The following is a 21003-nucleotide window of genomic DNA, read 5'->3' as shown; positions in this document are numbered from 1 at the left end:
CTTGACCTTTTGTGTTTTTGTGATCCTTTTTTGTTTTGTTGTAAAATTGTTATGTATGAAAACTAATCAGCAATGGAAAAATGGTGAAAACCAAGGAATATACGTTGTATTGTTATGCTTGACTCGGAAATTCCGATTCTTAATATCTGAACAAGCGATTTTTACTTCTATCAGCTACTGTATAAACTCTGTCATATTCATTTGTTAATGGTTTATTAACATGCATAACTATAAGGACGATATCATGAGTGATGTGATTCGCGACTTTTTCAAGATGGAATCAGCAGGTGGTATTTTGCTGGTTATTGCTGCTGCAATTGCAATGATGATTGCTAACTCACCGCTAAATGATGTTTACCAATCTTTTTTACATTCCTACGTGTTTGGAATGTCAGTGTCGCATTGGATCAATGATGGCTTAATGGCCGTATTCTTTTTGTTGATTGGTTTAGAAGTCAAACGTGAATTGTTGGAAGGTGCTCTTAAATCCAAAGAAACGGCTATTTTCCCAGCCATTGCTGCCGTCGGCGGCATGCTTGCTCCAGCATTAATTTACGTGCTGTTTACGGCTGGTGATGCACAAGCGATTCAAGGTTGGGCGATCCCAGCGGCCACTGATATTGCGTTTGCGCTAGGTATTATGGCGTTATTGGGTAAACGTGTTCCGATCAGCTTAAAAGTGTTCTTGCTGGCGCTTGCGATTATTGATGACTTAGGGGTTGTGGTCATTATTGCGCTATTTTATAGCGGTGATCTTTCTACCATTGCGTTAACCGTCGGTTTCTTAATGACTGGTGTGCTTTTTGTACTAAACAACAAGCATGTTACCAAAATTAGCCTTTACTTAATTGTCGGTGCGATTTTATGGTTTGCCGTACTTAAATCTGGTGTTCATGCAACCTTGGCTGGTGTAGTGATTGGTTTTGCTATTCCGCTGAAAGGTGATAAAGGCGAATATTCTCCGCTAAAGCATCTTGAGCATGCGCTACACCCGTATGTCGCTTTTGGTATTCTGCCATTGTTCGCATTTGCCAATGCCGGGATTTCACTGGAAGGGATCTCCGTATCTAGCCTCACGTCAATGTTGCCTTTGGGCGTGGCTCTTGGCCTATTTATTGGTAAGCCATTGGGTATTTTTACCTTCAGTTGGGCTGCGGTGAAACTCGGTGTCGCTAAATTGCCTGAAGGGATCAATTTCAAGCATATTTTTGCCGTGTCAGTGCTATGTGGTATTGGCTTTACAATGTCGATTTTTATCTCGTCATTGGCTTTTGGACCGACCAATGCTGAATTTGATACGTTTGCACGGCTCGGTATATTAATGGGCTCGACCACTGCCGCGATTGTAGGCTATATATTGCTTCGTTTATCTTTGCCAAAAAACGCATAAGAATATAATCAGCCCTCCGTAATACGAGGGCTGATTCATTTTATAAACTAACCATTTGATTTATCAATATTCTTAATCAATAGAAAATTTAAGTTTTTATCGATTTATTGAAAATTATTGCCAGCGTAATTATTTTTTGATATTTTTCGCACCAATCTCGGACAGTAGCTTCTGGGGGACACGCGTAATGACCATTCAGGCTGATTGTGACATTACGTAGGGTAGGTATCAGCAAGTCCTTTTGTTGATAGACGGGATACTCTTGCAGCGGGAGCTGCATGTGAATGGGAAACCCAACATTGAACTCATCATCACTTAACACACTGACGTTAATCAGCTTTGTACTTCCTCTATGCCCTGTGCTTGAAGACAGTTCTATCACCGAACCTTGATTCTCTGATTTAGTAATCTTTCATCGAAGACGATGAACCAATTTCCGTTTTTGCCCTTTGGCTAATACGGAGCTTATTGCTATGTCATATTTCCTTATATTCAAACCAAACCAAGGAAATAGGCGGAAATTTTCACATTCAAGGGGAAGGGAAATGAGCACAGCCTTTGAAGTCGATAACACTATCGCAAACATTTTTTCATCTCAGGTACCTGTTGTTGAAGGTATTTATGATCTCACACCGGACCAAATTCTACTCGATCAAATTGAGCATGAATCTGAAGTTCGTTCATACCCACGCCGTCTACCGATTGCCATCAAGCAAGCTTATGGTGCGTTAGTAGAAGATACGCGCGGACAAATTTTCCTCGACTGCTTAGCGGGCGCGGGAACGTTGGCGCTTGGGTATAACCATCCTGAGATCAATCAAGCACTGAAAGAGCAGTTAGATTCAGGTCTGCCATATCAGACATTGGATATGACAACGCACGCTAAAGACAAATTCATCAAGCAAGTAAAAGCATTTTTGCCTGAAGAGTTTGCAAAAAATTCCGCGATTCAATTTTGTGGACCTTCTGGTGCGGATGCCGTTGAAGCGGCTATCAAGCTGGTGAAGCAGACAACGGGTCGTAATACCATGTTTGCGTTTCGCGGTGCTTACCACGGGATGACCAACGGTACGATGGGTATGATGGGCAACCTGAATACCAAAGCTCGTCGCACAGGGTTAATGTCGGATGTGCATTTTATGCCATTCCCATACAACTTGCGCTGCCCGTTTGGTTTAGGGGGCGATGAAGGTGCCAAAGCGAGCATTCGCTACATCGAACGTCTGCTGAACGATGACGAAGCAGGCATCATGAAACCGGCGGCCATTATTGTTGAACCTGTTCAAGGTGAAGGTGGCGTTATTCCCGCTCCAGCATTCTGGCTGCGTGAACTACGCCGTATCTGCGATGAACACGGTATTTTATTAATTTTCGATGAAATTCAGTGTGGCGTGGGTAAATCGGGTTACCGCTTTGCATTTGAAGAGTCTGGCATTTGTCCTGATATTCTTTGCCTATCTAAAGCCATTGGTGGTGGTCTACCAATGTCTATTCTTGTGTTCAAGAAAGAGATCGATACTTGGAAACCGGGTGAGCACACAGGCACGTTCCGTGGTAACCAATTGGCCATGGTTTCTGGTGCGAAAGCGTTAGAAATTATTTTACGTGATAACCTCGTTGAACACGCTAATGTCGCGGGTCAGTACCTACGCCAAGGGCTTGAAGCGATTCAACGCCGCGTGAATTGTATTGCTGAAGTTCGTGGCAAAGGTTTGATGCTCGGCCTTGAAATTCGTAAACCAAACGGTGAAATGAACAAATTTGGCGAGCCAATGGCTGATGGCCAATTAACACTCGCTATCCAACGCGCGGCACTTGAGCGTGGGTTGATGGTTGAAAAAGGTGGCCGTGAAGGATCCGTTATTCGTTTCTTACCACCGATTATCATCTCATTCGAGCAGATCGATTTTGCCCTGCGCACTCTTGAAGCGGCGATTTTAGCCGCAGGTGGCGGCGAGAAAGATCCAGAGCCAGAAAATCAAGCGTGGAAGAAGCATTTTATCCAAACCGGTGAAATGGGCAGCAATGAATTTGCCGATGTGATGAACCATGCCACTTCTGCGATGAAAGCTGTTTTTGAACAAGCCAAAGCGCCTTATTCAGGTTTGGATCCAAAGCAGCTTGAAGAAGCGATTTACGCAGTAGATTTGGATAACAAAAATGCGCCATTGAAGGATGTGATCTCTGAAATGGCAGATCTGGTAGCCAAAAATTCCATTATCGTTCAACACCCAGATTGTATTGCTCACCTGCACACGCCACCCTTGATGCCATCAGTAGTGGCTGAAGCGATGATTGGTGCATTAAACCAGTCCATGGACTCATGGGATCAATCGTCTTCTGCTACCTATGTTGAACAGAAAGTGATTGATTGGATGTGTGATAAATACGAACTCGGCGCTCAGGCGGATGGTATTTTCACCAGTGGTGGCACGCAAAGCAACCAAATGGGTTTAATGTTAGCCCGTGACTGGATTGCCGATAAATTGAGTGGTCATTCTATTCAAAAGCTGGGCTTACCTGAGTATGCCGATAAGCTGCGTATTGTGTGCTCGAAAAAATCGCATTTCACCGTGCAAAAATCGGCCTCTTGGATGGGGTTGGGCGAGAAAGCCATTTTGGCGGTTGATGCGAATCCAAACGGGACAATGGATGTCACCAAACTGGAAGCGGTTGTTGCACAAGCGAAAGCGGAAGGTCTTATTCCTTTTGCTATTGTTGGAACAGCAGGCACAACGGATCACGGTGCGATTGATGATCTGTCGACGATCGCGGATGTAGCACAGCAACATGATCTCTGGATGCATGTGGATGGAGCATACGGCGGCGCATTGGTTCTAAGTAGCCATAAAGCACGTTTGCAAGGCGTTGAGCGTGCGCACTCGGTCAGCGTCGACTTCCATAAATTGTTCTTCCAAACGATCAGTTGTGGCGCGGTGTTGCTCAAAGATAAAAGTCACTTCAAGTATCTACTGCATCATGCGGATTACCTTAACCGTGAACATGATGAACTGCCAAACTTGGTGGATAAATCTATTTCTACGACCAAGCGTTTTGATGCATTGAAAGTGTTTATGACAATGCAAAACGTAGGCCCTAAGGCTTTGGGTGAAATGTACGATCATCTGCTAGAACAAACACTGCAAGTGGCAGATTTAGTTCAGCATCACGATGCTTTTGAACTCTTGGCTGAGCCTGCTCTCTCCACCGTGTTATTCCGTTCCGTGGATAAACAAGTGGTAGATTTTGACGAGTTGAACAAAGCGTTGCGTTTAGAAGCATTGACACGTGGTGTCGCGGTGTTGGGCGAGACGATTGTGGATGGCAAAACAGCGCTTAAATTCACCATTTTAAACCCATGCTTACAACTGTCAGATTTCAAAGCATTACTTAATAAGATTGAAGTACTAGCCTCTGAGCTAGCCAAGGCATAAAGGAATACAAACAACCATGTCTATTTTACAAATTGGCGCGGGAGGCGTTGGCTGGGTTGTCGCACATAAGGCGGCCCAAAACAACGACATACTCGGTGATATTGTTCTTGCTTCTCGTACTCTTGAAAAGTGCGAGAAGATCATTGAATCGATCAAAGGAAAAAATAACCTTAAAGATCCAACTAAAAAACTTGAGGCACGCACCGTCAAGGCGGATGACGTAGCCTCGTTAGTTGCATTAATTAAAGAAGTCCAGCCTGATCTTGTGATCAACGCTGGCCCTCCTTGGGTAAACGTGCCAATCATGGAAGCCTGTTATCAAGCCAAGGTTTCCTATCTAGATACATCGGTTGCTGTTGACCTTTGCTCTGAAGGTCAACAAGTGCCTGAAGCGTATGATCCTCAATGGGCATTTCGTGAAAAATTTAAGCAAGCAGGTATTACCGCTATTCTCGGTGCTGGTTTTGATCCGGGCGTGGTTAGCGTGTTTGCCGCGTATGCGGTGAAGCACCTCTTTGACGAAATCGACAGTATTGATGTGATGGACATTAATGCAGGCGATCACGGCAAGAAATTTGCGACTAACTTTGATCCAGAAACCAATATGTTAGAGATTCAAGGTGACTCTTTCTATTGGGAAGAAGGGCAATGGCAGCGTGTTCCTTGCCATTCACGAATGCTAGAATTTGATTTTCCTCAGTGCGGCCAGCACAAGGTGTACTCCATGTCGCACGATGAAGTACGTTCGATGAAAGAGTTTATTCCGGCCAAACGAATTGAATTTTGGATGGGTTTTGGCGATCGTTATCTCAACTATTTCAATTGCATGCGTGATATTGGTTTATTGAGCCCAAACCCATTGACGCTGCAAGATGGTACTGTGGTTCAACCACTTCAAGTGCTTAAAGCGATGTTGCCAGACCCAACCTCTTTGGCCCCTGGTTACAAAGGCCTGACTTGCATTGGTACTTGGGTGCAAGGTTGGAAGGACGGTAAACAGCGCAGTGTCTTTATCTACAATAATGCAGACCATGAAGTGGCATACCATGATGTAGAGCATCAAGCCATCGCTTACACCACGGGCGTTCCTGCCATTACTGCGGCATTGCAGTATTTCCAAGGGCATTGGGCACAAGCGGGCGTGTTTAACTTAGAACAGCTTGACCCTGATCTGTTTTTAGAAACGATGCCGAAATTAGGTTTGGATTGGCATGTTCAAGAGCTCGATATCGGGCAACCAGAGATTAAAATTCTAAAATAAGAGTTTTCGATAGTTAAGCCGATGCAGATGTGTCGGCTTTCTTCAATTTGAGAGTGATAAATAGATGCAAAAAAGCGAACTCCAAACGCCCTATTTTATGATTGATGAATCACAGTTGATCGCGAACCTAGAAATCGCGAAGCAGCTCAAAGAGATGTCGGGCGTCAAACTCGTCTTGGCTTTAAAATGCTTCTCTACTTGGGGAGTGTTTGACATCATCAAACCTTACTTAGATGGCACCACCAGCAGTGGCCCATTTGAAGTAAAATTAGGTTACGAAACGTTTGGTGGTGAAACACACGCCTATAGCGTTGGCTACAGTGAAGCTGATGTTAAAGAAGTGGCCGATATTTGCGACAAAATGATTTTTAATTCGCAATCCCAGTTGGCCGCTTATCGTCATTTAGTTGAAGGCAAGGCATCATTGGGTTTACGTTTAAACCCCGGCGTAAGTTACGCTGGGCAAGATCTTGCCAATCCCGCACGTCAGTTTTCTCGTTTAGGTGTTCAAACAGACCATATTGATAACTCAGTGTTCGATACTATCAATGGCGTGATGTTCCATATGAACTGTGAGAACAAAGATGCTGATGCGTTCATTGCGTTATTAGATTCGATCTCTGAGCGTTTTGGCCAATATCTGGATAAGTTAGATTGGATCAGCCTAGGCGGTGGTGTGTTCTTCACTTGGCCTGGTTATCCGCTAGAAAAATTAGCATTAGCGCTTAAGGCCTTTTCAGAAAAGCATCAGGTTCAGCTTTATCTTGAACCGGGTGAGGCGATCATCACGAAAACGGCTGATTTAGTGGTGACTGTCGTCGATATCGTTGAAAATGGCATGAAAACAGCGATTGTTGATTCGGCAACTGAAGCGCATCGTTTAGACACACTGATTTACAAAGAGCCTGCGGCTATCTTAGAAGCGAGTGCGAACGGTGAACATGAGTATGTCATTGGCTCGTGTTCTTGCTTAGCGGGTGATCAATTTTGTGTGGCTTCATTTGAACAGCCATTATCGATTGGCCAGCGGTTGCATATCATGGATAGCGCGGGCTATACCATGGTGAAATTGAATTGGTTTAATGGCCTTAAAATGCCTTCCGTGTATTGTCAACGCAGTACAGGAGAGCTTCAGAAACTGAATGAATTTGGCTATGAAGACTTTAAACGTTCATTATCTCAATGGTCGGTAAACTGATGACAATAGGCCTCACCATACAGTGGGTGAGGCCTATTTTTGTAAAATCACACCTTAGAGTTTAAAGCTTTTCATTCTTTCGTCTAATTGGCGTGAAAGAGCGGCCAAGGTTTCACTCTCTTCTGCCAAATAGTTTGCCGATTGTGACATCTCCAATGCCGAATCGTTAATACCACTGACGTTACGGTTCATTTCTTCGGCCACTGCACTTTGTTCTTCTGCCGCAGTGGCGATTTGAATTGCTTTATCACTCACATGCTGAATATGACTGACGATCAAGGAAAGATCGCTGCCTGCATTTTCTGCCCGCTCCACACTGTTATAAGCGAGATCTTGGCTTTTTTGCATCGCGTTTGATGTACTAACGGCCAGTTGCTGTAAGCGGTTAATGGTGGTTTGGATTTGGTCAGTGGAATGATGGGTACGGCTAGCTAAATTTCTGACCTCGTCGGCGACCACTGCGAATCCTCTACCTTGTTCTCCAGCACGTGCGGCTTCAATCGCTGCATTTAGTGCAAGTAAATTGGTTTGTTCAGAAATGCCGCTGATCACTGTGGTAACTTCACTGATTTGCATCACGCCTTCTTTGAGTTTGTGCACTTGCTCAGTAGCCACTTCCAGCTCTTTTGAGAGCGCTTTAATGCTGTCCACACTGGAATGTACGTCTTTATCGCCTAAGCCGGCTTCTTTGCTGGCATCCAATGTGTCTCTTGCTGTCTCTTCTGCATGGCCTGCAACATCGGCAACTGTCGCACTCATTTCATTCATCGCGGTTGCGAGCTGACTTAATTGGTCACGTTGACTGGTCACCGCTTGGCTAGTTTCTTCCGCAGAAGAAGCGATGCGAATGGCGGCCTCTGCAAGCAGGTTTGCTGAGGTGACCGACTCGATTAATGCTAAACGCACTGCACTTACGCTGTCATTGATACGACATGCCACAATGCCAATCTCATCTTCTCCCATTACTGGGACTTGTGCGGTTAAATCGCCACTTGCCACTTTTTTCATGACTTCTTTAATTGACTCTAACGGCATAATGATGGCTCGGCTGATGACCACCCCAAGCGTTGCCATCACAAACACAACTGCCAATGTCGCTCCTCCCATCTTGAGGATCTGTTTGTTGATTGCCTCTTCAATGTCATTGATGAGCATGCCTGAGCCGATAATCCAATGCCACGGCGCAAACCCGTGGACTGCCGATAATTTCTCTGCGGGTGTTCCACTGTTAGTCTGCCAAGGATATGTCAACGTGCCTTGTTGACCATTTTTGCCAAGTTCAACCATAGTGAACCAAAACTCGCCTTGCGTATCTTTTCCTGGGCTTCCCATCTGTTTGCCAACCAAATCAGTGCGAATCGGATGGGCAATGGTGTAACGAGACTCATCGATAGCAAAAAGATAGTTGTTGCTGTCAAAACGTGTGTTGTTGATGAGTATTTTCGCCTGTGATTTAGCTTCGTCTTCGGGGAGTGTTTTCTGAAGGTGTGAGATTTGTGAGAGGAGAGTATCGATAACTGCGTTCAACCTCGCTTCACGCTCTACGACTAAGTTACTTCTCAGCGCGCTAGTTGCAATGAACAGTAAGCTCAATAAGCCAACAATTGCAACCGCGATAATAGCGGTCAGCTTGTAGCTGACCTTAATATTTTCAAGCTTCAACATGACGTTACCACCATTAAAACAACCCAACCTTATTGCTGGGCATATTGGTTTACCTGTTGTACTTGAGGTTACCGTGATGTTGGTTACGTTGATTGCCAGAGTCACAAGGTTTGTTAATGCTCATTAGTAATCATCCGTTTATCCATCTGACGGCGTCTTCAAGTTATTCGGCATCTAGGATTTGCAGGCTTAGATTAATTATGGTTACCCGCTCTCTAATATTGGAATATGGTCGTCATTTCGCGAATGCAATTAGTTGATTTTGTTAACTGAATCACAACTTTAATCTTACTTAATAGATAGTGAGGTCGATAAAAAAGGAAGCATCAGCTTCCTTTTTTCGGGGGCGTAAACGAGATTACACTTCTAATATCACGCGCGTATCTTCACTGAGCGCTTCAAGCTCATCGGCTACGTCTTCAATTTGTATCGCAACTGGGAGCTTGATGGCTAGGTTGGCGGTAAATAAACTTGAGCTGACACCTCCGCCACCCGCAATAAAAACGCGTTGGCAATCCATATCTAAAATATTGATACCTTGATTATCAAGAAGGTGGGTGATTTCGTTGACGATGCCTGCACGGTCGTTTGCATCAATCCGCAGTTGGTAAATCGTTTCTTTTTCGTGTTGATGTACGTCAGAATCAACAATCTGCACCAGAAGATCGGGTTGTTCTCTAAATGCTTGTTGAACGATAACGGCATTTGAGGTCGGTAACTCTATTTTAATGACGGCAGCTACTTGGTTTTCAATAAAGTTCACTTTACTTATTAACCATTTTCCACCATTTTCATGAGTGATCGCGGCAAGATGTTTAATTGTGGCTGGTGTTGCACTGCCGACGAAATTGACAATAAATGTACTGTTCATAATAGGCCTCCCATAGCAAGCTAACGAAAGATAAATCGTTGATCTTGAATTCCTTTCACTTCAGTGTAGAGGCCTATCTTAGATAAGACTTGATGAGAGTCAATTTTTTACATTTACGCAGTCTTTTGCTTGTCAGTATTCATACTTGGGCCACAAAAATAGCCTTGGCTTTAGGCATTGGCCTTGTGTTTAGCCCTTTGTTTTTTAGAAACTGACTTTGAGGTTAAGGCCATAAAATTGCGAATCATAGCTAGCGCCTGAGTCCAAAGCAAACTTTGCGGCATCTTGGTTGCCAAACCAAGGCGTGCCATTAAATTCTACTTCGGCATCGCCTCCCCAAGCATTTGATACCCAGCCATGGATATGTCCAACAGGGTTGAGGAAGAAAAGTGTGACATCACCCAGAGTCGATGAACCCAACACTTCACCACCTGTGGTAACAATATCTTGTTCCGCTTCAAACATCAGCTCACCGACAACCGCACCAAAAAAGGGCGTAATAAATAAGTCTTGCCATGACGGTATCTCGGCAAACGATTCTACGCCATATTCCCAAAAGAAAGTCGACATAACACCGGAGTAAAGAAAAGATTCAAACTCATTAAATCCAGCATGTCTTGCGGCTGTGTAGTAAACGCCGCCAAAGTAGGGGTGCATAATGTAGTTGAGATAATGCTCATCTCTATCCCAAGTGGGGCCGGATGATACGTTATCTTTCCATTTACTGCCTATGCCGCTTATGCTGCGATCCTCTTCATCCCATTTAGTAATGGATGCAGGCAAAAATGTCATTAAACCAACGGTTGCTACGCTTAATCCTAAGATGGTATAGGTTTGGCCTTTGAGATAGTCCCAGTCTTTTGTATCTTGCACGGTAAGATATTTAGGCAGCGCGGGCTCTTCAAGGTTTAGCGGTTGCGACTCTGCTAAGCTTGCTAAAAATGGAGAGTTCGATTGGTAAATATTCGGATCGTCATTAAAACAAGAAATTTGATTGCAGTCGACCGTATAGGAAAACTCAATGTGTTGGTTGAAATCGTATGCAGTGGCACTAGCACAAGCCGAAAACGATAACATCAATGGTATGATGCTTTTCTTTGACACGGAGGGCTCCAAAGTTTTGTTTTTAATGATCAGAATCACAATTATCTATTAAAGCGGCGGTGATGAAAACAGCAAATTATGTAAATAAGGAAACTTATGAGAAAAATAGCATTCAAAGCGTTATATATTGCACTTTATTCTCTGCCGTATTGATTGATAGCACACCTGTAAGCGTACACAAAAGGACACCATGATATGTTGAAAATAGCAATGTTAAGCACGGGTGAGGAAGTGCTCCATGGCGATATTGTCGATACCAATGCTGCTTGGTTATCCAGTGAGTTCTTCCAGCAGGGTTTTTCGTTAGTAAAACGATCAACGGTAGGCGATAGCCAGCAAGCCTTGGTTGAAGAGTTACTGATGCTTAGTTTCAATAATGATGTATTGATCGTAAATGGCGGGCTCGGCCCAACGTCTGATGATTTAAGTGCGGCGGCGGCGGCTCAAGCGGCGGACCAAAAGTTGGTGTTGTCTGTGCTGTGGAAGCAAAAACTGGACGAATTTTTTGCGCAGCGTGGTGTTGTGATGCCAGAAAGTAACCTCAAACAAGCGATGTTACCTGAGTTCTCTGACATCATTGATAACCCAATAGGGACGGCTTGCGGCTTTAAAGTTCAGATTAATGATTGTGTTTGTTATTTCACCCCCGGAGTACCCAAAGAGTTTAAGTTGATGGTCTCTGAACAGATTTTACCTGACTTGCTAGCGACATACCCACAACAAACGGGATTAGAGTGCAGCCGTTTATTCACTCTGGGTTCATCGGAATCGGCCATTTCAGATAAGTTGGATAAATTAGTCTTACCGGAAGGGTATATACTGGGGTATCGTTCTTATCTGCCTTTTATTGAGGTGAAATTGTTTGGTCCGAAAAGTGATTTAGAACGCCGAGTAAAACTACTACAGATCATCTACCAGCATTTGGAACAACATGTTGTGAGTGTCGATGAACCTATGCTCACGCATATCGGTCATTTAATGCAAGACAAAGGATTATCGATCTCTATTGCAGAACAAGCGACCAAAGGTTGGCTCGCCAGTTGGTTGTTAAGTAACGAGCAGGTGGAAGCGTTGAGCGGTCACTGCTGGATTTTGAGCCGCAACGTTGAATCGGGCTTAGGCGATCAAGATCCACTCGCGGCGTCATTAGCGCTTGCTGGCGCAACGAAGGAAAAGTGTTCTACTTCGTTATCGCTCGTGACTGGTGTATTAAATGATGATCAATTTAGCCTAGCTTTATCGGCTCCGCAGGGAGAGTGGGGACAGATCCTCAAATTCAAGCGTCGTTACAGCGCCGATGAGCAGAGGGAGTTAATGGGGACCATCGCGGCTGATATGTTACGCCGCTATTTATCGAATAAGCCTATTTTTGCTCAGTATGGGGCATTGATCTCCGTCAAAGAGATGTTTTTACCTGCGAGCGTTATTGGCTAATTAACTCAATGTGTTAGCGTATTTTTAAATCTAAGCTGTTGATAATTAAGTGCTTTGCATTTAAATTGTATCGGGTGGTAACTGCATGATTTTTTGGCTTATTCCGTAGGTTCGGTGAGGTGCTTAGCTTATGATTATTTCGTCTAAAGACTAAGCTCATGATTTCACGCATCAGATAAAATTGTTTCAAAATTGGGTCTTTTTTACACATCTTTTCTCTGTACACTGTCAGTCCGCTCGATGAAATTCAGCAGGAGGCTGACATGTTTAACCAATCGAAAATTTTAGTTTGGTATAAAGTTGCAAGTCAAAAAGTGATCTTAGGTGAGGCATTGAGTAATGAAATGAGTGATGTTGTTTCTTTATGGCTCAACGCTCCATCAGACTTAGATACGCCTAGCTATCAAGGATATAGACTTTCATTGTTTGATGGGGATGGCAGAGAAATCGCTAACAAATCCGTATCAATGGGTACAGCTGATGGCATTCTTCTAGGAATGTATAAAGCCAGAGCATAGCTCTGGCTTTACCTTTTTAACGCGCCAATGTGTGATGCGTTAACAGTGCACTATTGGCAGATCGAGATTAGGCTCGCCTTGCTTTGGGTCGATAATTAACACCAGCAAGTTCCACGTGGCTTTTGGCTTTACAAATACAGGGCAATATTTCGTTGCGCTCTGTGTAAGCCATCGCAAAACCAACATATTCCACTTCGCCTTTAACGAGCGTGCAGCGACAGGCACCGCAGTGACCATCGCGACAGTTGTACTCTGGCTCTAGCCCCGCACTCTCCATACTTTCCAATAAAGTATTGGAAGAGTTTGATTCTATGGTTGTAACTTTGTTGATTTTAATGGTCGCCATTACAGCTCAAAGTCCTCGAAGTCATTGGCACGAACTTCATTGTCAATTTGGCCTACAAGGTAGGAGCTGATTTCTGCTTCTTGAGGTGCAACTTGTACGTTGTCTGAAGACAACCATGCATTAATCCAAGGAATTGGGTTTGATGTTGCGCCGGGGTAGGCGATATCTAAACCAACCGCTTGCATACGAACGTTGGTGATGTATTCAACGTATTGGCACAGAATGTCTTTGTTTAAACCAATCATCGAACCATCTTTAAATAGATATTCAGCCCACTCTTTTTCTTGTTCAGCAGCCGCTTTGAACAAATCAAAACACTCTTGCTTGCACTCTTCAGCGATTTGTAAGAAAGCGAAATCGTCTTGTCCATTACGCAGCAAGTTGATCATATGCTGTGTACCAGTCAGGTGCAAAGCTTCATCACGTGCAATCAACTTGATGATTTTGGCGTTACCTTCCATCAATTCGCGCTCTGCAAAGGCAAATGAGCAGGCGAAGCTGACATAGAAACGAATCGCTTCCAACGCATTGACTGACATCAAGCAAAGATAAAGTTTGCGTTTCAGGTCACCCAAGCTAATTTTGACGCTCTCACCATTAATCTGATGTGTTCCTTCACCAAAACGGTGATAGTCATTAGACAGTTGGATCAGATCATCGTAATAGTGTGCAATGTCTTTTGCGCGTTTCAATATGTGTTCATTTTCGACGATGTCATCAAACACAATACCCGGATCATTCACAATATTACGAATAATATGAGTGTATGAGCGTGAGTGGATCGTTTCTGAAAATGACCAAGTTTCAATCCATGTTTCCACTTCAGGAAGCGAAACCAGCGGTAGCAGTGCCACGTTAGGGCTGCGACCTTGGATTGAATCCAGTAGCGTTTGATATTTTAAGTTCGAGATGAAAATGTGCTTTTCATGATCTGGAAGCTTGTTGTAATCAATGCGATCACTCGATACGTCGACTTCTTCTGGACGCCAGAAGAACGAGAGCTGTTTTTCTATCAGTTTTTCAAAAATTTCAAACTTTTGCTGGTCGTAACGAGCCACGTTAACCGATTGGCCAAGAAACATCGGTTCTTTGAGTTGATCATTCTTTTTTTGAGAAAAAGTACTGTAAGCCATAAATGCCTCAATCCCTTTTAAGCTCCCCTGCGTGGGGAGCATTATTGAATACGTTGAGTGAAATAGAGTTAGATCTTACAACCGCCGCCCGCACAATCATCATCTTGTGCCTGTACTGCGTCTTTTTGATCATCCTTCGCGCCATCACGAGTGTTGTGATAGTACAAGGTTTTCACACCAAATTTATATGCCGTCAGCAGATCTTGCAGCAACTGTTTCATTGGCACTTTGCCACTTTCATAAGCGCTGGGGTCGTAGTTGGTATTAGCGGAAATCGCTTGGTCAACAAATTTCTGCATGATGCCGACTAGGTGCAGATAGCCGTTGTTAGAACCAATATTCCACAATAACTCATAGTTCTCTTTCAAATTAATGAAATCCGGCACGACTTGTTTCAAGATGCCATCTTTTGAGGCTTTTACTGAAACATAACCGCGAGGAGGCTCAATACCGTTGGTGGCATTGGAAATTTGCGAAGAGGTTTCTGAAGGCATTAACGCTGTTAACGTTGAGTTACGTAAGCCAAATTCCATGATCTCTGCGCGCAGCGCATCCCAATCATAATGCAAAGGTTCTGCGCAAATTTGGTCGACATCTTTTTTATAGGTGTCGATAGGCAGCAAGCCTTTGGCATAATTTGTTTCATGGAATAGAGGGCATCGGCCTTGTTCTTTGGCTAACGCGACTGAAGCCTTCAACAGGTAATATTGCATCGCTTCAAAAGTGCGGTGTGTCAAACCATTTGCACTACCGTCCGAATATTTCACGCCATTTTTCGCCAGATAGTAAGCGTAGTTAATCACGCCTACACCCAATGTACGGCGATTCATGGTTGACTTATAAGCGGCAGGCAGTGGGTAATCTTGATAATCCAACAGTGCATCTAGCGCACGAACCACAAGATCAGACAACTCTTCGAAATCATCCAGAGATTGAATTGAACCTAAGTTGAATGCCGAAAGCGTACATAGCGCAATCTCACCTTCATTATCTTCAACATTAGACAGCGGTTTCGTCGGCAGTGCGATCTCCAAACAGAGATTTGATTGGCGAACAGGCGCTACAGACGCATCAAACGGGCTGTGCGTATTGCAGTGGTCAACGTTCTGGATGTAGATACGGCCAGTGGAGGCACGTTCTTGCATCAATAGGGAGAACAGTTCTACCGCTTTCACCGTCTCTTTTTTAATCGAAGTGTCATTCTCATATTGAACATACAAACGTTCGAATTCGTCTTGGTTTTCGAAGAATGCGTCATACAATCCAGGCACATCAGAAGGGGAGAATAGGGTGATATTACCGCCTTGAACTAAGCGAGAATACATCAACTTATTGAGCTGAACACCATAGTCCATATGACGAACACGGTTCTCTTCAACGCCGCGGTTATTTTTCAATACCAGTAGCGACTGCACTTCACCGTGCCACAAAGGGTAGAAGACAGTGGCTGCGCCACCACGTACACCACCTTGAGAACAGCACTTCACTGCGGTTTGGAAATATTTATAAAAAGGAATACAACCCGTGTGGAATGCTTCACCACCGCGAATTTCCGAGCCTAATGCACGAATGCGGCCCGCGTTAATACCAATACCCGCACGCTGTGATACATAACGTACGATAGAGCTTGCTGTGGCATTGATTGAATCTAAGCTGTCACCACATTCAATCAACACACATGAGCTAAATTGACGGGTAGGCGTGCGCACGCCCGACATGATTGGCGTTGGCAGCGAGATTTTGAACATTGATGTTGCGTCGTAAAAACGCTTAATGTAATCGAGACGGTTTTCTTTTGGATATTTCGCGAATAAGCAAGCGGCGACCAAAATGTAGAGGAACTGGGCACTCTCATAAATTTGTTTCGTCACACGGTTTTGCACGAAGTACTTACCTTCAAGCTGTTTTACCGCGGCGTAAGAAAAATTAAGGTCACGTGCGTGATCGATATAAGTGTCGAGTTCTTCAAATTCTGCGCGAGTATAATCTTCGATAAGGTGCTTATCGTATTTGCCCATTTCAACCAAACGAGAGACATGGTTGTACAAAGTGGGTGGCTCGTATTGTCCGTAGGCTTTTTTACGCAAATGGAACACCGAAAGACGAGCCGCTAGATATTGGTAATCTGGCGTCTCTTCTGAAATCAAATCGGCAGCGGATTTGATGATAGTCTCATGGATGTCAGAGGTGGTAATACCATCGTAAAACTGAATGTGAGCTTTCAGTTCTACTTGTGATACAGAGACATTGTGCAGGTCTTCCGCAGCCCACGCGATTACACGGTGGATTTTCTCAAGATCAATTGTTTCTTTGCGTCCATCACGCTTGGTGACAGTAAGTTTTTGGTTCATTCTGCTTCATTTCCCTAACAAAACTGATTAAGGCCGTATTTTTGTAGAATTGTTGTAAATTTCATCGCGGCTTTGTGATCTGAATTTATCTATATATTGTAGTGCAAACACAACATATAGGGGTTCTTTGCTTTGCGAGTTACAAGATAGTGCTATCTGAAGCTCATTTCAAGTTACAGATCTGGGACAGCTTGTGGATAACTAGCAAAAATAAAAAAAACAGTTAGTACCCACTTACTGATGATCAAAGAGCCGATTTGATTGTAGAAAATTACCGTTTTGAGTTTGGTTTAGATGTAACCACAATCAAAAAAAAACTTCTTGATCTTTGAGGAAAAAAGGGAGCGATTTTCGATGTGGTTAAAATGGAATCTAGAGCACAAAAAACAGTCTAGAAACCGAGAAAAAATGTGCTATTCGGCTTAATTTTTAACGTGAGCAATACGCTATCGATAATGGCATATTAGATAACCACTGACTTTAAAAAAGCTGAGTATGAACGATGTAATTGACATCAACATTGCGCCCTAAACGGTAAGTATCGGTTAACGGGTTATAAAGTAGGCCTGTTATTCCTTGCTCTTGCAGGTTTGTTTTATCAATCATCTTAATCAGTTCCGATGGGCGGATGAATTTTCCATGATCATGTGTGCCTTCTGGAACAATGCGTAGCAACTTTTCTGCGCCCACGATGGCAAACAGGTAAGACTTAAAATTACGATTGAGCGTAGAAAAGAAAACATGACCGCCGGGTTTGACCAACGCAGAGCAGGCTTGAACAACGGACAATGGGTCTGGAACATGCTCAAGCATTTCCATGCAAGTGACAACATCATATGTGTGTGGGTTGTCAGCGGCGTGGTCTTCAATCGTACTTTGAATATAAGTGAGCTTTGTTCCGGTTTCTAAAGCATGTAAACGAGCGACTTCAAGCGGTTCTTTGCCCATGTCTAAGCCAGTCACTTGCGCATCTTCTTGCGCCATGCTTTCGGCTAAAATTCCGCCACCACATCCTACATCGAGCACCTTCTTGCCAAATAAGCCGTTGGCATTGACTAACACATAGTTCAATCTTAACGGGTTAATTTGATGCAGTGGCTTAAATTCACCATCCAGATCCCACCAGCGTGACGCCATCTCTTCAAACTTTTTAATTTCATTAAGATCAACGTTTTGTGCTTTAGTCATGTTAGATTCGCTCTTGCTGTCAAAATAGGCATCTTTAGTTGTGTGGGGTATTATAACCAGTTGATTATCACAGGCTACAGGTTATCTTTATTTCATTAATTTTTGGCTAAAATTTGGCCATTAATCAGCCGGGTATGGAATGAATGTGCAATTTCTCGGCACTTGATACACAACAAAGGTCACAACCTGATAAAAGGAAAGGGAAAGGGATGCCGAAGTAGTGAATTATGTGTTATATTTTTCGGCCTTGTACGTATCGAATATACGATCAAAAGATAGAGGGATAATGGCTCTATGAGCGATCTAGCTAGAGAGATCACGCCCGTAAACATTGAAGATGAGCTAAGAGGTTCATACCTAGACTACGCGATGTCCGTTATCGTGGGTCGTGCTCTTCCAGATGTGCGTGATGGCCTAAAACCAGTACACCGTCGCGTTCTATTCGCGATGAATGTGCTTGGTAACGATTGGAATAAACCATATAAAAAATCTGCCCGTGTTGTGGGCGATGTGATTGGTAAATATCACCCGCATGGTGATAGTGCTGTATACGATACGATTGTTCGTATGGCGCAGCCGTTCTCATTGCGTTACATGTTGGTCGATGGCCAAGGTAACTTTGGCTCGATCGATGGTGACTCTGCGGCAGCAATGCGTTACACCGAAGTACGCATGTCAAAAATTGCCCACGAACTGCTTGCCGATCTCGACAAAGAAACGGTCGATTATGTACCGAACTATGACGGTACAGAACAGATCCCTGCGGTTCTTCCTACGAAAATTCCTAACCTACTGGTGAATGGCTCATCCGGTATTGCAGTAGGTATGGCAACCAACATTCCACCCCATAACCTAACGGAAGTGGTTGAGGGTTGCTTGGCCTATATAAATAATGAAGACATCACCATTGATGAGTTGATGGACTACATTCCGGGCCCAGATTTCCCAACAGCAGCATTAATCAGTGGCCGCAAAGGAATTATCGACGCTTATAAAACAGGGCGCGGTAAAGTCTACATGCGCTCTAAAGCGGATATCGAAGTCGAGAAGAATGGTAAAGAAACCATTATCGTCAGAGAAATCCCTTATCAAGTAAACAAAGCACGCTTGATTGAAAAAATTGCTGAGTTGGTTAAAGAGAAAAAAGTCGAAGGCATCAGTGCACTGCGTGATGAGTCTGATAAAGACGGCATGCGTATTGTTATCGAATGTAAACGTGATGCGGTTGGTGAAGTGGTACTGAACAACCTTTACGCTCAAACACAGTTACAAACGACATTCGGCATCAACATGGTTGCGCTGGATAATGGTCAACCTAAGCTATTCAACTTGAAAGAAATGTTGAAATGCTTTGTTGATCACCGCCGTGAAGTGGTGACGCGTCGTACTATTTTTGAACTGCGTAAAGCTCGTGATCGTGCCCACATTCTAGAAGCACTGGCTCTCGCGTTAGCCAACATTGATGAAATCATCGAATTGATTCGCCGCGCAGCAACGCCAGCAGAAGCAAAAGAAGGCTTGATTGCTCGTGGTTGGGATCTTGGCAACGTAGCGTCAATGCTTGAACGTGCTGGGACCGATGCCGCTCGTCCTGAATGGCTTGAACCAGAATACGGTATCCGTGATGGCAAATATTTCTTAACTGAGCAACAAGCCCAAGCAATTCTTGAACTTCGTCTGCACAGATTGACAGGTTTAGAGCACGAAAAAATTCTTGATGAGTACAAAGCTCTTCTGGAAGAAATCGCTGAACTGATGCACATCCTTGCCAGCACTGAACGTTTGATGGAAGTGATCCGCGAAGAGCTTGAAACTGTTCGTGATGCTTTTGGTGACGCACGACGCACTGAAATTACCGCGGCAACTCACGATATCGACATGGAAGAGCTGATTGCTCGTGAAGATGTGGTAGTTACACTTTCTCATGCAGGTTATGTGAAATACCAGATCCTCAGCGATTACGAAGCACAACGCCGTGGTGGTAAAGGTAAGAGCGCGACGAAGATGAAAGAAGAAGACTACATTGAGCGTCTTCTTGTGGCGAATACTCATGACCATATTCTTTGCTTCTCGACTCGTGGTAAGACATACCGTTTGAAAGTCTATCAATTACCGCTAGCGAGCCGTACAGCGCGTGGTAAACCTATCGTTAACATTCTTCCTCTGGAAGAAGGGGAACGTATTACTGCGATTTTGCCAGTCACTGAGTTTAGTGATGATAAGTTTATCTTTATGGCGACCGGTGACGGTACAGTGAAGAAAACATCACTTTCAAGCTTTGCCAACGTGCGTTCTAACGGTTTGATCGCGGTTAACTTGCGTGAAGATGATTCTTTGATTGGTGTGGACATTACCGATGGCAACAGTGAAATTATGCTGTTTTCTAAATTTGGTAAAGTGGTTCGCTTTAAAGAATCAGAAGAAACGCCAGTATTGGATGAAAATGGTCAGCCTGTTCTTGATGAACATGGCCAGCCAGAAATTAAGTTCAAAGGTGTTCGCGCCATGGGACGCACAGCGTCCGGTGTTCGTGGTATGAAGCTAGCAGAAGGCGACCAAGTGGTATCGCTGATTGTTCCTTCAAATGACGGCGATATCTTAACAGTGACACAAAACGGCTATGGTAAACGTACAACCTTAGGGGAATATCCAACTAAAGGTCGTGCAACTCAAGGCGTTGTTTCAATCAAGGTGTCTGAGCGTAATGGTCAAGTTGTCGGCGCAGTGCAAACTGAAGAAGGCGATGAGTTCATGATGATCACCGATGCCGGTACGCTCGTTCGTACTCGCGTCGCGGAAGTGAGCCAAGTGGGACGCAATACTCAAGGTGTGACCTTGATTCGCACCGCTGAAGATGAAAACGTCGTAGGTTTACAACGTATTGAAGAAATTGAAGATGTTGAGTTACCAGAAGGTGAGGAATTGCCAGAAGGTGAAGCGAGCGTTGCAATTTTAGAAGTACAAAGTGACGCAGAAGAGACTGACTCTGAACCGAGCAGCGATTCTGAAGACGAGTAATCGTTTCACATATCCACCTTTATTCTAAGGTGATAAAGAATAAAAGCCGGAGCATTGATTGCTTCGGCTTTTTACTTCTAGCGAGCAGCCCA

The 21003-nt window shown here is 44.0% G+C and carries 14 protein-coding genes; 7 read left to right on the top strand and 7 right to left on the bottom strand.

The genetic code is table 11. The features are described from left to right. Nucleotides 1-244 precede the first annotated feature (244 nt). From nhaA to nspC, 4 genes are all read left to right on the top strand, one after another. On the top strand, nucleotides 245-1390 hold the full coding sequence (gene nhaA / locus AACV32_RS05335) for a Na+/H+ antiporter NhaA (protein WP_026028562.1): 1146 nt from the start codon (nucleotides 245-247) through the stop codon (nucleotides 1388-1390). Between the two features lie 545 nt (nucleotides 1391-1935). Beyond that, complete coding sequence (locus tag AACV32_RS05330; RefSeq protein ID WP_026028561.1) at nucleotides 1936-4824, top strand: pyridoxal phosphate-dependent class III aminotransferase; 2889 nt, start codon at nucleotides 1936-1938, stop codon at nucleotides 4822-4824. A 16-nt stretch (nucleotides 4825-4840) separates the two neighbouring features. Beyond that, nucleotides 4841-6085, top strand: coding sequence for a carboxynorspermidine synthase (locus tag AACV32_RS05325; protein ID WP_017044304.1), 1245 nt, complete (start codon nucleotides 4841-4843; stop codon nucleotides 6083-6085). A gap of 64 nt (nucleotides 6086-6149) precedes the next feature. After that, a complete protein-coding gene (gene nspC, locus AACV32_RS05320) occupies nucleotides 6150-7283 on the top strand; it encodes a carboxynorspermidine decarboxylase (RefSeq protein ID WP_170894728.1) in 1134 nt (377 codons plus the stop codon). Between the two features lie 54 nt (nucleotides 7284-7337). Here nspC and AACV32_RS05315 read toward each other — a convergent pair whose 3' ends face one another. The 3 genes from AACV32_RS05315 to AACV32_RS05305 all read right to left on the bottom strand — a co-directional run bounded on the left by AACV32_RS05315 (nucleotide 7338) and on the right by AACV32_RS05305 (nucleotide 10962). Further along, nucleotides 7338-8948 carry a methyl-accepting chemotaxis protein gene (locus AACV32_RS05315; protein ID WP_026028013.1) on the bottom strand — a complete coding sequence of 537 codons (1611 nt, stop codon included), beginning with the start codon at nucleotides 8946-8948 and terminating at the stop codon, nucleotides 7338-7340. Nucleotides 8949-9306: 358 nt separating this feature from the next. Next, nucleotides 9307-9819 carry a glycine cleavage system protein R gene (locus AACV32_RS05310; RefSeq protein ID WP_017049837.1) on the bottom strand — a complete coding sequence of 171 codons (513 nt, stop codon included), beginning with the start codon at nucleotides 9817-9819 and terminating at the stop codon, nucleotides 9307-9309. A gap of 204 nt (nucleotides 9820-10023) precedes the next feature. After that, nucleotides 10024-10962: a DUF3943 domain-containing protein gene (locus AACV32_RS05305; protein WP_017044301.1), complete on the bottom strand. Its 939-nt coding sequence runs from the start codon at nucleotides 10960-10962 to the stop codon at nucleotides 10024-10026. A 156-nt stretch (nucleotides 10963-11118) separates the two neighbouring features. Here AACV32_RS05305 and AACV32_RS05300 point away from each other — a divergent pair, with 156 nt between their 5' ends. After that, nucleotides 11119-12357 carry a CinA family nicotinamide mononucleotide deamidase-related protein gene (locus AACV32_RS05300; protein ID WP_017049836.1) on the top strand — a complete coding sequence of 413 codons (1239 nt, stop codon included), beginning with the start codon at nucleotides 11119-11121 and terminating at the stop codon, nucleotides 12355-12357. Between the two features lie 263 nt (nucleotides 12358-12620). Then, nucleotides 12621-12875 (top strand): hypothetical protein, encoded by a 255-nt coding sequence (locus AACV32_RS05295; protein WP_013857001.1) that lies wholly within the window; start codon nucleotides 12621-12623, stop codon nucleotides 12873-12875. Between the two features lie 67 nt (nucleotides 12876-12942). Here the strand turns inward: AACV32_RS05295 and yfaE are convergent, their stop codons facing one another. The 4 genes from yfaE to ubiG all read right to left on the bottom strand — a co-directional run bounded on the left by yfaE (nucleotide 12943) and on the right by ubiG (nucleotide 17893). After that, nucleotides 12943-13221, bottom strand: coding sequence for a class I ribonucleotide reductase maintenance protein YfaE (gene yfaE / locus AACV32_RS05290; protein ID WP_013857000.1), 279 nt, complete (start codon nucleotides 13219-13221; stop codon nucleotides 12943-12945). Next, a complete protein-coding gene (gene nrdB, locus AACV32_RS05285) occupies nucleotides 13221-14354 on the bottom strand; it encodes a class Ia ribonucleoside-diphosphate reductase subunit beta (protein ID WP_010318364.1) in 1134 nt (377 codons plus the stop codon). The genes yfaE and nrdB overlap by 1 nt, the downstream gene beginning before the upstream one ends. 68 nt (nucleotides 14355-14422) lie before the next feature. Then, entirely contained in the window at nucleotides 14423-16705 is a 2283-nt protein-coding gene (gene nrdA, locus AACV32_RS05280) for a class 1a ribonucleoside-diphosphate reductase subunit alpha (RefSeq protein WP_017046168.1), read from the bottom strand. A 480-nt stretch (nucleotides 16706-17185) separates the two neighbouring features. Further along, a complete protein-coding gene (gene ubiG, locus AACV32_RS05275) occupies nucleotides 17186-17893 on the bottom strand; it encodes a bifunctional 2-polyprenyl-6-hydroxyphenol methylase/3-demethylubiquinol 3-O-methyltransferase UbiG (RefSeq protein WP_017049835.1) in 708 nt (235 codons plus the stop codon). Nucleotides 17894-18187: 294 nt separating this feature from the next. Here ubiG and gyrA point away from each other — a divergent pair, with 294 nt between their 5' ends. Further along, nucleotides 18188-20911: a DNA topoisomerase (ATP-hydrolyzing) subunit A gene (gene gyrA, locus AACV32_RS05270; RefSeq protein WP_017049834.1), complete on the top strand. Its 2724-nt coding sequence runs from the start codon at nucleotides 18188-18190 to the stop codon at nucleotides 20909-20911. Nucleotides 20912-21003 lie beyond the last annotated feature (92 nt).

It is taken from the genome of Vibrio sp. B7 (assembly GCF_963888765.1).
Lineage (GTDB): Bacteria > Pseudomonadota > Gammaproteobacteria > Enterobacterales > Vibrionaceae > Vibrio > Vibrio anguillarum.
Note: the sequence above shows the minus strand (reverse complement) of the source record. Positions and strands in the feature narration are given on the sequence as shown.